This window comes from Neisseria sp. (genome assembly GCF_030530745.1).
Classification (GTDB): domain Bacteria; phylum Pseudomonadota; class Gammaproteobacteria; order Burkholderiales; family Neisseriaceae; genus Neisseria.
Genome location: NZ_JAUMUI010000008.1, coordinates 77,536 through 90,555 on the forward strand (window position 1 = coordinate 77,536; position 13,020 = coordinate 90,555).

Annotated in this window: 10 protein-coding genes; 7 read left to right on the forward strand and 3 right to left on the reverse strand. The window is 56.5% G+C overall.

Annotation, left to right across the window (positions count from 1 at the left end):
• Nucleotides 1–373: 373 nt before the first annotated feature.
• From Q3970_RS04760 to Q3970_RS04775, 4 genes are all read left to right on the forward strand, one after another.
• On the forward strand, nucleotides 374–1,216 hold the full coding sequence (locus tag Q3970_RS04760; RefSeq protein WP_303099456.1) for a shikimate dehydrogenase: 843 nt from the start codon (nucleotides 374–376) through the stop codon (nucleotides 1,214–1,216).
• Between the two features lie 75 nt (nucleotides 1,217–1,291).
• A complete protein-coding gene (locus tag Q3970_RS04765; RefSeq protein WP_303099457.1) occupies nucleotides 1,292–2,629 on the forward strand; it encodes an MFS transporter in 1,338 nt (445 codons plus the stop codon).
• A 107-nt stretch (nucleotides 2,630–2,736) separates the two neighbouring features.
• Nucleotides 2,737–4,089: a pitrilysin family protein gene (locus Q3970_RS04770; protein WP_303099458.1), complete on the forward strand. Its 1,353-nt coding sequence runs from the start codon at nucleotides 2,737–2,739 to the stop codon at nucleotides 4,087–4,089.
• Nucleotides 4,090–4,168: 79 nt separating this feature from the next.
• A complete protein-coding gene (locus Q3970_RS04775; protein WP_303099459.1) occupies nucleotides 4,169–7,870 on the forward strand; it encodes a DEAD/DEAH box helicase in 3,702 nt (1,233 codons plus the stop codon).
• 31 nt (nucleotides 7,871–7,901) lie between these two features.
• On the opposite strand, the gene Q3970_RS04780 is transcribed toward Q3970_RS04775, so the two are convergent.
• Nucleotides 7,902–8,357 (reverse strand): cytochrome c, encoded by a 456-nt coding sequence (locus Q3970_RS04780; RefSeq protein WP_303099460.1) that lies wholly within the window; start codon nucleotides 8,355–8,357, stop codon nucleotides 7,902–7,904.
• A 124-nt stretch (nucleotides 8,358–8,481) separates the two neighbouring features.
• Here Q3970_RS04780 and Q3970_RS04785 point away from each other — a divergent pair, with 124 nt between their 5' ends.
• Entirely contained in the window at nucleotides 8,482–9,315 is an 834-nt protein-coding gene (locus tag Q3970_RS04785) for an SDR family oxidoreductase (RefSeq protein ID WP_303099461.1), read from the forward strand.
• A 73-nt stretch (nucleotides 9,316–9,388) separates the two neighbouring features.
• Here the strand turns inward: Q3970_RS04785 and Q3970_RS04790 are convergent, their stop codons facing one another.
• Nucleotides 9,389–9,664, reverse strand: a complete 276-nt coding sequence (locus Q3970_RS04790) for a hypothetical protein (protein WP_303099462.1) — start codon at nucleotides 9,662–9,664, stop codon at nucleotides 9,389–9,391.
• 291 nt (nucleotides 9,665–9,955) lie between these two features.
• Between Q3970_RS04790 and Q3970_RS04795 the strand changes: the two genes are divergently transcribed.
• Nucleotides 9,956–10,210 (forward strand): helix-turn-helix domain-containing protein, encoded by a 255-nt coding sequence (locus Q3970_RS04795; protein ID WP_303099463.1) that lies wholly within the window; start codon nucleotides 9,956–9,958, stop codon nucleotides 10,208–10,210.
• 100 nt (nucleotides 10,211–10,310) lie between these two features.
• On the opposite strand, the gene Q3970_RS04800 is transcribed toward Q3970_RS04795, so the two are convergent.
• Nucleotides 10,311–11,642, reverse strand: coding sequence for a pitrilysin family protein (locus tag Q3970_RS04800; RefSeq protein ID WP_303099464.1), 1,332 nt, complete (start codon nucleotides 11,640–11,642; stop codon nucleotides 10,311–10,313).
• Nucleotides 11,643–11,987: 345 nt separating this feature from the next.
• Between Q3970_RS04800 and Q3970_RS04805 the strand changes: the two genes are divergently transcribed.
• Nucleotides 11,988–13,020: signaling recognition particle receptor family protein (locus tag Q3970_RS04805; RefSeq protein ID WP_303099465.1), on the forward strand; the 1,033-nt coding region annotated here is incomplete at its 3' end.

Sequence of the window (13,020 nt, forward strand, 5' to 3'; positions counted from 1 at the left end):
TGCCGCCGCAGCAAAAGGCTAGGAAAAAGAGGGCGTTTGAATTAGCGGGCTAGTTCTTTGGGATTAGAAAAACAATCGGGCCGTCTGAAAGCCGAACCCCGTTTTCAGACGGCCTCATCTATCCCTCCCCTGCAACATCTTGCAAAAATCAGGCTGCCAAAAAACCGATTGTCGAAAATTCACAATTTATTATTAAAATAATATAAAAATAAAATATAAATGTTTTAAACAGTAAAATTTAAGCCGCAAACTTCCAACACTCTTGCAAACCTGCCCATAATCCTGCTTTTCCCGCCGCCCGTTGCGGCGGCGGCAGGGCGGGCGGGGGAACATCGGTTAGAATAAGCCCGTTTTTTCTGCCGGAAACCGCCTTATGCCGTCTTCTTTAACCATCAACGGGCTAACCCGTGTCATCGCCCATATCGGCTTCCCCACCCAAACCTTTAAATCGCCGATGATTTACAACCCTTATTTCGCCGATGCGGGCATCAATGCGGTGGTAGTGCCGTTTTCGTGCGAGGCGCACAACTATCCGGCGTTTTTGAAAGCTGTGTTCGGCAATACCAACACCGCAGGGGCGCTGATTACCATGCCGCATAAAGTGGCCACCGTGGGGTTAATCGACCGCGTTGCGCCGGCGGCGGAAATCGCCGGCTCGTGCAACGCCGTGCGGCTGGGGGCGGACGGCAGGCTCGAAGGCGACATGTTCGACGGCGAGGGCTTTGTGCGCGGCATACGCCGCAAAGGTTTTGCGCCGCAGGGAAAGTCGGCGCTGATTTTGGGCTGCGGCGGCGTAGGCTCGGCGATTGCGGCTTCGCTGGCCGCAGCGGGGGCGGCAAGGCTGGCACTATCCGACACGCGCGCGGAATCGGCCGCAGCGCTGGCAGGCCGTCTGAACAAGCATTATCCGGCACTGGCGGTGGAAACCGGCGGCAACGATGTGCGCGGTTTCGATCTGGTGGTTAACGCCACGCCGCTGGGTATGTATGACGGCGACCCGCTGCCTGCCGACGTATCGCACCTGTCGCCCAAAACGTTTGTGGGCGAAGTGGTGCTGCGCGAAACCACGCCGTTTATGCGTGCGGCGCAGAAATCGGGCTGCACTGTGCTTGCGGGAGAAGACATGCTGTTCGAGCAGATTCCCGCCTATCTCGAATATTTCGGCCTGCCCCCAACCACGCCCGAAAACCTGCGCCGTCTGGCACAGTCGGATTGAAAACCCGTATTCCTCCCAAACAACCTTGCGGCGGCGGCAGGCCGTCTGAAAACAACCCGATCAGAGTAACTGCTTATGACAACAACCAACGAAATCAATGTGCGCGAACTGCTCGACCACCGCCCCGTAGGCGCCTATCAGAAGCTGGTGGTTTTTTTATGTTTTCTGATTGTGGTGATGGACGGCTTCGATGTGGCCATTATGGGCTTTGTGGCGCCCTCGCTGAAAGAAGACTGGCAGCTGAGCAATAACGCGCTGGCGCCCGTGTTGAGTGCCGCGCTGGCGGGCCTGGCGGTGGGGGCGATGATTACCGGCCCGCTGGCCGATAAATTCGGCAGGCGCAAAGTGTTGATTGCCAATGTGTTTACTTTCGGCTTGTTCACGCTGCTGGTGGCCTCGGCAAACTCTCTCAACCATATGATTGTTTACCGTTTTATCGCCGGTTGCGCGATGGGCGGCATTATGCCGAGTGTGGCCACGCTGGCTGCCGAATTTTCGCCCGCCCGCAGCCGCGCGTTTCTGGTAACGGTGGTGTTTGCCGGCTTTACCGTGGGCGCGGCGGGCGGCGGCTTTCTGGCCGCCGCACTGATTCCGCATTACGGCTGGCACAGCGTGTTTTGGGTGGGCGGGATTGCGCCGATTGTGTTGAGCATTCTTTTGGTTTGGGTGCTGCCCGAATCCATCGGTTTTCTGGCGCACAAAAAACACAAGCCCGAACGCATACGCAAACTGGTGGAGCGCTGTGCTCCCGGCTCCACCGACGAACACAGCACTTTCGTATTACCGCTGCCCGCTGAAGCCGCCGCCGGAGAAGCATCGGTTAAAACCGTGCTCAACCCGCATTACCGCTTCGGCAGCATCATGTTGTGGTCGGGCTATTTCATGCACCTGTTTTTGGTGTACCTTTTGGGCAGCTGGATGCCCACCATGATTAAAGAATCGGGCATGACCGCCTCGCAGGCCAGCATTATTTCGGCCATGTTCCAGCTCGGCGGCCCGCTCGGCTCGGTGATGTTGGGCTGGCTGATGGACAGGTTCGAGCCGCACCGCGTGCTGGGTTTGTCGTATCTCACCGGCGCGGTGGTGTTGGTGGCCGTCAGCAATGCCGGCCAGCAATATATACTGTTGTGCGTGTTGGCATTTGTGGTCGGCGCAGCCTTCAACGGCGGCGGCACGGGCATGAACGCCTTGTCGAGCATGTTTTTCCCGCTCTCCGCCCGCGCCACCGGCAACGGCTGGATGCACGGGCTGGGGCGCATCGGCGCGATTCTTTCCGCTTTCGTTGGCGCGTGGATGCTGAACCTCGGTTGGGGTTTTGCCACCGTGGCCGCCGCCCTGACCGTGCCCGCCGCCGCCGTGGCTGTGCTGCTGGGTTTGAAACACGCGTATTACCGCCGCAAAGAAGCGGCATAGCCAAACCCGCAGAGGCCGTCTGAAAACATGTTCAGACGGCCTCTGCCTTTACAGCCGCATTCAAAAACGTTTAACCTTGGGTTTTCCACCCGATCAGAAAGTATGTCATGCCTTTGAAAACGACCGCAATCCTGATTATGTTAACCCTGCTGCCGCTTGCCGCCCGCGCCGCCGTGAATATCCAGCGCTGGCAGATGCCGGAAGGCACCCGGGTGCTGTTGGTGGAACGGCACCAGAACCCGATTGTCGATGTGCAGATCAGCTTTAAAGGTGCCGGCAGCGCTTTCAACCCCGAAGGCAAAGGCGAAGTTTCCGAATTTACCGCCGCGCTGCTGACAGGCGGCACGAAACGGCTCGACGAAGAAGCCTTTAAGGAGCGGGTTGACGGCCTGGCCGCCAGCATCAGCAGCAACAGCAGCGACGAAGGCGCATCGGTTACCCTGCGCAGCCTGAGCAGCCCCGAAAAACTCAAACCCGCCGTCAACCTGCTCAATCAGGCACTCACGCAGCCGCGTTTCGATACCGCCGTATTCGAGCGCATACGCAAACAGAGCATCACCGCGCTGCAGCAGCAGGAAACCGATCCCGGCTTCATCGCCGGCCGCGCACTCACCCGCCTGAACTACGGCGGCCACCCCTACGGCCGCCCCGCGCAAACCAGCGTGGAAAGCATACGCCGCGTAACGCTCGACGACATCCGCGCGTTTTACCGCAGCCGCTACGGTAAAAACAACGCCGTCGTAGCCGTGGTGGGCGACCTCAACCGCCGCCAAACCGAAGCTCTGGTTCGGCAGGCGTTAAACGGACTGCCGGCCCGCAGCGGCCAAAGCAGTGCCGTGCCCGCCGTGCCCGCGCACCGTGCAGAGCATCAGAATATCCCGTTTGCGGGCGAACAGGCGCAAATCGTGATGGGCATGCCCCTGATCAAACGCCACGACCCCGATTATTACGCCCTGGTAGTCGGCAACTACACCCTCGGCGGCGGCGGTTTCGACAGCCGCCTGATGAAAGAACTGCGCGACAAACACGGCTACACCTACGGAGCGTCCAGCAGCCTCGCCCCTGCCTCTGAAGCCGGACCGCTGACCATAGGCCTTTCCACCCAAAAAGCCAACACCGCCGCCGCACTGGCCGCAGCCCGCAAAGTGCTGGCCGACTTTGCAGCGGAAGGCCCCACCGAAGAAGAACTGCAACAGGCCAAAGCCAATATCACCGGCAGCTTCCCGCTGCGTTTCGACACCAACGCCAAGCTGTTGGGCTATCTGAGCCTGATCGGTTTCTACAACCTGCCCGACGATTATCTCGAAGCCTATCCGAAAGCCGTTTCCGCCCTCACCGCCGAACAGGTTAAATCGGCCTGGCAGCGGCGCGTGAAAGTGGAAAACATGAATATCGTGGTGGTAGGTGCGGAACAGGGCGCAGCCTCAGCGGGAAGCTACCGCCCGATAAAGCGCCGTTAGGAGGGGGTTGAGAAACCCGTATCCGTTTGCAAAACTTGCTGTCATTCCCATCATTACCCCGATAAACACTGGATTTACCATGATTCCGCCACGTGATGCCGTTGAAGCCTTTATCGCCCGCAATGCACTGCCTGCCAGTGTGGAACGGGCGCGTAAGTATAGGGCGGAATTGGTGGAATCGGGGGACGGCCGGGCCGGATTTCTTTGCGGCGGATCGCACGGGGCGGTATACCGGCAGACAGTGGTGTTTGATGATGCCGCGCCGGTGGCGGCTTCGTGTTCCTGCCCGTATAACAGGGGCGGCATCTGCAAGCACATAGTGGCGGCTTTGCGGGTTTTGGCTGATTTGGGAGACAAAGGGTTGGAAAATGTCCGGCGGAAACCTGCTCGGAAAACACCGGCCGGGGCTGCCAAAAAACCGGCCGAAACAGCGGCCCGCCCTTTGCGTTATGCTTTGCCGGAAGACGGTTTGCTGGACTTTGACGCGATGAAGGCAGATATCGGGCGGCGGCAGCATTTTTCGGTTTACGGCATGGAAAGCCGCATTATCGGTTTTGAGGCGGGTGCATGGACATTTGAAACGCACGACTGGCAGGGGCGTTCGCGCCAAAGTTTAACGAGGCCGTCTGAATATGAAGCCGAATTATCGTGCAACTGCAAAAGCAAACAGGCAAAGCATTATTGCGCCCATCTGCTTTCAGTGTTAAAGCTGGCGGAAGAAAACCTGGGGGCGGACTGCCTACTGCCGGATTATTCCGAACGGCGCATATCTGAGGTTTTGGCCGATTACGGAATGACGCTGCAAGACGATTACGCGGCATTTTTTGAGTTTGGCTTTGAAGGGCAGGGCCTTCAGATTACTTTGAAAGAGCCCGGCTTGGTGCCGCTTTCTTTTTCGCTGGCAAACCGCACCATACCGCAGCCTGCCCGACCGGGCAAGGCAGAAGGGGCGAAAGCGGATGTGGTGTTGGTTTTGCACTTTACCGGAGGCATTTTTGCCGGCTTCGGCCTTTATTATGCCAAGCGCAAGAAAAACGGCGCCCCTGCGGCAAATTTGAAAGCGGTGGATATTTACAATGCGGGCGATATTCTGTTTGACGGCATGCTGCCCGACAACGCCAAAGACATATGGTATGCAGTGCAGGATTTATCGGCACAATACCGGCGGTTCGTGCGGCAGCAGGATGCGGGGGGCTTGGGAAAAACGGTGGATGCGTTCAACCGCCTGCTCGACAGCTTTCCCGATTTGCCGCTGTTTGCCGATAAAAGTGAAGAAGGCCTCCATGCCGCCAACCTTAACCTGAACCACTTATATGAAATCAGCGTGTCTGACCGGCCGGCGCAGTTGCGCTACCGCCTCAAAAGCAAAGGTGCGCTCCACCTCCTTGAAGCGTCTGTTGTTTTAAACGGCAAGGCAGTGAAGCCCGAACGCCTGCGCCGCACGGCCAACCCGTTTTTCATTTACCTTTCCGACACAGTTACGCGCTACCCCGATGCGAAAACGGCGGCCGACATCATGCGCGCAGTGGTACGGCCGGATCTGGCCGTGCTCAAACGCCATGCCGAAATTTTCCGGCAAAACATTGTCTCGCCGCTGGCCGAGCATTATGAAATCGAAAGCCGCAGCTTCGCAAAGGCGGCAACGCCGTCTGAAACTGATATTTCTTTTGAAAAACAGGTGTATGTCCGCGAAGAAGGCGGCATGGTGCGCTTTCTGCCTGCAGCGCAGTATTCCGGACAGCTCATCGCTATCGGCAGCCGCGCCCTGCGCCTGCAGACAGACGGGGCGGGCAATTTTACCAAGCTGCCGCGCAATGAAGCGGCGGAGCGGGAGTTTGCAGCATTTTTTGAAAGCCTGCATCCTGATTTTCAAAATGTTTCAGACGGCCTTTACCTGCTTGCGCCCGAACAGTTGGCCGAAGATTTCTGGTTTATCGAATTTGCCGATGCATTAAAACGTCAGGGCATCGAGCTTTTGGGTGCGAAAAGCTTGAAATCATGGCACTACAACCTCAACAAGCCCAAACTGAGCATGAACACCGAAGAGGGGGCAGACTGGTTTGATTTGAAAATCGAGCTGCACTACGGCAGTCAGACCGCCGCCTTGAAAGACATCCGGCAGGCCTTGGTGAAAAAACAGGATTTCGTTACCCTCTCCGACGGCAGCATCGGCATGCTGCCTGAAAGCTGGCTGGCCGGAATCGCCCCCTATTTACAGGCCGGCGAGGTGAGAAAAGACCGCATCCGCCTGAACGGCCTTCAATTCGGCATCATCGACCGGCTGTATGAACATTTGGAAGAAAAGCCAAGGTTCCTGCAAGAAATGTACGAACGCAAACAGCGGCTGCAAAACCTGTCGGCACAGCCCGACGTCAAACTTTCAGACGGCCTCAAGGCCACCTTGCGCCCCTACCAGCAATACGGCCTCAACTGGCTTGTCTTTCTGCATCAAAACCGTTTGGGCGGCTGTCTGGCCGACGACATGGGCTTGGGAAAAACCCTGCAAACCATTGCGTTTCTGCATTATCTGAAAACCACGCAGCAACCCGGCCTTCCCAGCCTGATTGTGGCGCCGGCCACCTTGGTGTTCAACTGGCAGGCCGAAATCACCAAATTCTGCCCCGGTTTGAAAGTGCTGGACTACACCGGGCAGGGCCGTCTGAAAGGCAGTGCGGCCTCCGCCGCCTGCGACGTGGTGCTGACCACTTACGGCACGCTGGTTCAAGATATTGATTTATTGAAAGAATACGATTTTTATTATGTGATACTCGATGAGAGCCAGGCAATTAAAAACCCGCTGTCGCAACGCTATAAAGCCTGCCGCCTGTTAAAAGCATACAACCGCCTGATTTTGAGCGGCACGCCGATCGAAAACAATACCTTTGATTTATACGCCCAATTTAACTTCCTCAACCCCGGGCTGCTGGGCAGCAGTGCCCGTTTCAAAAAAGAGTTTGCCGACGCCGTCGATAAAAACAAAGATGCCGGCAGCGCCGCGCTGCTGGCCAAACTCGTCAATCCGTTTATTCTGCGCCGAACCAAAGGGCAGGTGGCAGCCGAGCTGCCGCCGAAAACCGAAAGCGTGATTTATTGCGAAATGGGCGCAAAGCAGCGCAAAGTGTATGAAACGGTGAAAAAAGAATACCGCGAGTATTTGTTGGACAAAATCGGCACCGAGGGCATCGGAAAATCGCAAATTCCGATTCTCGAAGGCCTGACCAAGCTCCGCCAAATCTGCAACAGCCCGGCCATGCTTGAGGATTCCGGCTACAGCGGAGAGTCGGCCAAACTCGATATCCTGATCGAAAACATTAAAGAAAAAACCGGAAAGCATAAAATCCTGGTTTTTTCCAGCTTTGTCAAAATGCTGTCGCTGATTGAAGGCCGTCTGAAAGACGAGGGCATTGCCTACGAATACCTCGACGGCCGCACCCGAAAACGGCAGGAAAAAGTGGAAAATTTCCAAAACAGCGGGCACATCCGTGTGTTTCTGATCAGCACCAAAGCGGGCGGCACCGGACTGAACCTCACCGAAGCCGATTATGTGTTTATCGTTGATCCGTGGTGGAACCCTGCAGTCGAAAACCAAGCCGTCGACCGCAGCCACCGCATCGGCCAGACCAAACACGTTATGGCCTACCGCCTAATCTGCCGCGACAGCATCGAAGAAAAAATCCTTGCTTTGCAGCAGAAGAAACAAAGCATTGCCGACAGCATTGTCAGCGTAGACGAAGAAAAGAAATCGTTTGATCTGGATGAAGTCAGACAACTGTTTGCCTGACGCGAGCAGGGGCCGGATGTAAAAATCCCGCCTATTTCGGCCTGCGGAACGTATCGTGGCAGGATTTGCAGCTTGCACCCACTTGGTCATAAGCGGTTTTAATGGCTTCAAGTTTGCCGGTTTGCGCCTGTGCGTTCAGTTCGGCCACGGCGGCGTAGAATTTTTCTTGTTCGGCTTTAAAGGCATCGGGTTTTTCCCACGTTACCGGCAGCGTGTCGCCGTCGCCCTGTCCGTCTTTCTGAAAATATTCAAACGGTTTTTTGCTCTCTTCGGCAAACGCGGCGGCGGCGGCTTTGAATTTTTCAATGTCGTAAGCCTCGTCGCCTTTCACCATTTTGCCCATGCTGCTGAAATTGGGCATCATGGTTTTGAACGCGGTGGTGCGCGCTTCGGACAGCGGCCCTTTGGACGCATCGGCGGGCGCGCCGCCACAGGAAGCGAGAGCCAATGCGGCGGCGGCCCAAGCCGCAGTCAGTTTGGTTTTCATGCCGGTGTTTCCTTATGCTACTATGGTTCTTAATGGTTCCGTTATCATACCCGAAACCGCGCGGCGGCGGGTGTTCTGCAAGCGGCGTGCATCAAACCGTTTGCATTTTATCGAGGAGAAGGATATGACGATTTTAATCACCGGCGCATCGGCCGGTTTCGGTGAAGCCATGTGCCGCAGCTTTGTTGCGGCGGGCTACAAAGTGGTAGGCGCCGCGCGGCGGCTGCACAAGCTGGAAGCCTTGCAGGCGGAGTTGGGCGAGCGTTTCTACCCGCTGGAAATGGATATGACCCGCACCGAATCCATCTATCATGCTTTGCAGAGCCTGCCGGAAAACTTCGCCGAAATCGACTGCCTGATCAACAATGCCGGTTTGGCGCTCGGCCTCGACGGGGCCGACAAAGCCGATTTCAACGATTGGGAAACCATGATCCAAACCAATATCATCGGCTTGAGTTATTTAACCCGCCAAGTGCTGCCGCAGATGGTGGCGCGCAAAAACGGCTATATCATCAACCTCGGCTCGATTGCGGGCACTTACCCTTATCCGGGCGGTAATGTGTATGGCGCCACCAAAGCTTATGTGCGCCAGTTCAGCCTCAACCTGCGCGCCGATTTGGCGGGCACGGGCGTGCGCGTGAGCAACATCGAGCCGGGCTTGTGCGGCGATACCGAGTTTTCCAACGTGCGTTTTAAGGGCGACGGCGAACGCGCGGCCAAGCTGTATGAAAACGTGCAGTTTATCCGCCCGCAGGATATCGCCGACACGGCTTTGTGGCTCTACCGGCGCCCCGCCCATATGAATGTGAACAGCATCGAAATCATGCCGGTGGCGCAGAGCTTCGGCGCGCTGCCCGTACACCGCGAAGCCCCGCCGCCCGCTTCGCAGGATTTGGACGATGGTTTTGAAAGGCAAAGCATGTCGCTGTTTCAAAAAATCAAATCGTGGTTTAAATAACAACGGTCGAATGCTTTGAGGCCGTCTGAAACGATTTGTTTCAGACGGCCTTCAATCATGTTTACTCTCCCGATTAACGGTAACCGGTCATGACAACATAGCCCTTAGACCGCATACAGTACCCTATCAGCTTGGCAGCCTGCGCTTGCGACAAATCGCTGGCACGGACTTCATGGCGGCAAAAGCCCAACTGATCTTTAGCAGCCTGCCTGGATACGCCCTCTTTACCCCAGTAGCGGTATGCCTGCAACTGCCGCTGTGGTTGCTGTTTCGGCTGCGGTTGCGGGACTGCACATGAGGCCAGCGCAACGGCAGAGAAAACGGAAAGGATAACTTTCATGGTTTTCATCGCAATTTCAAATTAATCGGAAATTTACTTCTTATTTGAGCCGCCCTTGCCGGACGGCGGATTATTACCTCTTCCGCCTCCCGACGGATTACCTGTTTTGCTCGGCCAATTGGGATTCGGATTGCTTGTACTACCTGTCGACATCATTATCTCCTTAATATCGGTTGTTGAAAAAATTCCTGAAAAGGAAAAACAAATATATATTAAAATTAAATAATATTCAACTATAGTTGATAAATATACCATTATAATTAATTGTTTGGTGAACGGTGCTTTTCCATACTGCCCACTATGGAAAAAACAAACACACCACACCCCTACCGTTTGATTTTTGCTCAAAACATGCGCCAAATCCGCCGTCTGCAAGAAATCTCCCAAGAAGAGCTTGCATTTTCGGCAGGCATCAGCAAAACCTATGTTTGTGAAATCGAACGAGGCAGCAGGGCGGTATCCATCGATATTATGGGGCGGATTGCCGATGCGCTTGAAATGCCGCTGGAAGAGCTTTTACAGCGCGATTTAACCAAAGTCGGCAGCAATAAATAGTTTGTTTGATACAAAGATAACCGATACAAAAAGGCCGTCTGGAGCATTTCAGACGGCCTTTCAATTTTAACGGTTTCCGGAACAAACCCTGCACGGCAGGCTAAGGCTTCTTCACATATCCCTGATGTGCCTGTGCAGGCTGCACCACCACTGTGCTGGAACGCTCCGGGGTGAGCAGGCGGGCGGCGGCCTGTACGTCGGCGGCGGTAACGCTTTGCAGGCGGCGGCGCAGCTCTGCCTCATCGCCGTATCGGAAGCCGCGGGTTTCCAACCTGCCCATCAGCGAGGCTTGGGCGCTCATCGAATCTTTGGCATAGATTTCGGAAGCGGCCGCCTGCGTGCGCACCCGTTCCAATTCGGCACGGCTGATGCCGTTTCGGGCGATGTCGTCGATTTCGCCTCGTATCAGCTCCAGCAGCTGCCTATCGTCCGTGCTGCCGGCCGGCATGGCGATAATGCTGAACAGGGGCATCTCGCGGCTGAACATATCGTAGTTCACTCCGATGTCGAGCGCAGCCTGTTTGCCGCGCACCAGGTTTTTATGGAAGCGGCTGGAGGCGTTGCCGCCGAGCACGTCGGACAGCACGTCGAGCGCATAAGGCGTTTTGTCGCTGATGCGGTTAAGTTTGGGCACCCGGTAGGAAAGGGCGAGTATGGGCTGGCGGGTTACGGCCGATTCGGTTTGCGCACTTACGGGGCGGGTTTCGGCGGCCTCGCTTACGGTATTCCGGGGCGGCAGGGGCTTGGCGGGAACCGCGCCGAACAGCTCACCGGCAGTTTTGAGGGTCTGCCGTGCGTCAACGTCGCCCACCACTACCAGCACGGCGTTATTGGGGGCATACCATTGGCGGTACCATTGGCGCAAATCGTCGGCTTTGAGCGTGTGCAAATCGTTCATATAGCCGATAACGGGCGCGCGCAGGGCGGGGGTTTGGTAGCTGTTGAGGTAAACGTGCTCCCACAGCTTGCCGATGGGGGTATCTTCGGTGCGCTGGCGGCGCTCTTCGCGTATTACGCTCATTTCATTGGTAAATTCTTTGTCGCTGAAATTGAGGTTGGCCATGCGGTCGGCCTCCATTTTCAGCACTTCGGGCAGGTTTTTGGCTGCCACGTTTTCGAAATAAACGGTTTCGCTGCGGTTGGTGTAGGCATTGTTCTGGCCGCCCAGAGCCGACACGCGGCGGCTGAATTCGCCGGAAGGAACGGAAGGCGTACCTTTAAACATCATGTGCTCGAGCGCGTGGCTCAGACCGGTTTTGCCTTGCTGTTCGTCAACGCTGCCCACTTTATACCAAAGCTGCGACACGGCCACAGGCGCACGGCGGTCTTCTTTCACAATAACCTTCATGCCGTTGGGCAGCGTTTGCGAAAGCGTTTGCGCCCACGCGGGGGCGGCGGCGAGCAGCATCAGGAAAACGGTTCGGTGCAACATGGCTGGCTCCTTAAAAAAACGGGTTGCGGGGCATGATAACTTTTGCCCGCTGATTAAACAAGGTTTAAGGCCGTCTGAACGCTTTTGCAGTTAAACCGCTTCCCCAACAACAGCTTCGTCATACTCGGGCTTGACCCGAGTATCTTGGTTTCCAGCAACATGAGATACTCGGGTCAAGCCCGAGTATGACGTGCGTACTTTTTTCAGCGGCAACGGCACTTGTTTTCAGGCGGCCTGACGAAACAGTGTTTCTTCCCGCCGCATCTTGTACTTTAGGGGCATAGCCATTATTTGAAAATACGTTACAATCCGCCCCTGCAACCATTTTCAAAACAAGGCAAACCCATGTTCAGTTTCTTTAAACGCAAAAAAAAGCAGGATAACGCCGAACCCGCCGCCGAGCCTGTGCAAACGCCTGCCGCGCCCGAAGAAGAGGAGGCCGCACCCGAGGCGGAAAGCGGCTCCCCGTTGGCAGTGCCCCCTCCCGCCGAAGCGCAACCCGATGCGGTTGAAACACACCTGCAAAACAACCCTGTCGGCCGACCGGCGGCAAACACTGTCAACCCCGAAGCCGGCCTGCCCGATCAATATAATCCGGACGCGCCGGCGGACAAAATCCACATCAGGCCGTCTGAAAACGAAGCCGCGCCTGCCGAAGCGGCTGAAATCCTGAAACAGCCCGACAACACCGACACCGTTACTGCGCCCGTGCCAGCCGCCGCAGCTGCTGCCGCAACCGCCGAAGAGGGCGAACCCGCCAAACCCGGCTGGGCGGCGCGCCTGAAGAAAGGTCTTACCAAATCGCGCGACCAAATGGCTAAATCTCTGGCGGGCGTGTTCGGCGGCGGCAAAATCGACGAAGATTTATACGAAGAGCTTGAAACCGTGCTGATCACCGGCGATATGGGCATGGAAGCCACTGAGGCACTGATGAAAGACGTGCGCAACCGCGTCTCGCTCAAAGGCCTGAAAGACGGCAACGAGTTGCGCGGTGCACTCAAAGACGCGCTTTACGACCTCATCAAACCGCTGGAGCAGCCCTTAATCCTGCCCGAAAACCGAGGCGAACCTTTCGTGATTATGCTGGCCGGCATCAACGGCGCGGGCAAAACCACCTCTATCGGCAAACTCGCCAAATATTTCCAATCGCAGGGCAAATCGGTGCTGCTGGCTGCGGGCGACACTTTCCGCGCCGCCGCCCGCGAGCAGCTGCAGGAATGGGGCGCGCGCAACGGCGTTACCGTGATTTCGCAAACCACCGGCGATTCCGCCGCCGTGTGCTTCGACGCCGTTGAAGCCGCCAAAGCGCGCGGCATCGACATCGTGCTGGCCGACACCGCCGGCCGCCTGCCCACGCAGCTGCACCTGATGGAAGAAA

Coding starts and splice junctions, on each gene's coding strand:
- Q3970_RS04775 (WP_303099459.1), top strand. CDS start 4,169: ATGATTCCGCCACGTGATGCCGTTGAAGCCTTTATCGCCCGCAATGCA.
- Q3970_RS04770 (WP_303099458.1), top strand. CDS start 2,737: ATGCCTTTGAAAACGACCGCAATCCTGATTATGTTAACCCTGCTGCCG.
- Q3970_RS04765 (WP_303099457.1), top strand. CDS start 1,292: ATGACAACAACCAACGAAATCAATGTGCGCGAACTGCTCGACCACCGC.
- Q3970_RS04760 (WP_303099456.1), top strand. CDS start 374: ATGCCGTCTTCTTTAACCATCAACGGGCTAACCCGTGTCATCGCCCAT.
- Q3970_RS04785 (WP_303099461.1), top strand. CDS start 8,482: ATGACGATTTTAATCACCGGCGCATCGGCCGGTTTCGGTGAAGCCATG.
- Q3970_RS04795 (WP_303099463.1), top strand. CDS start 9,956: ATGGAAAAAACAAACACACCACACCCCTACCGTTTGATTTTTGCTCAA.
- Q3970_RS04790 (WP_303099462.1), bottom strand. CDS start 9,664: ATGAAAACCATGAAAGTTATCCTTTCCGTTTTCTCTGCCGTTGCGCTG.
- Q3970_RS04780 (WP_303099460.1), bottom strand. CDS start 8,357: ATGAAAACCAAACTGACTGCGGCTTGGGCCGCCGCCGCATTGGCTCTC.
- Q3970_RS04800 (WP_303099464.1), bottom strand. CDS start 11,642: ATGTTGCACCGAACCGTTTTCCTGATGCTGCTCGCCGCCGCCCCCGCG.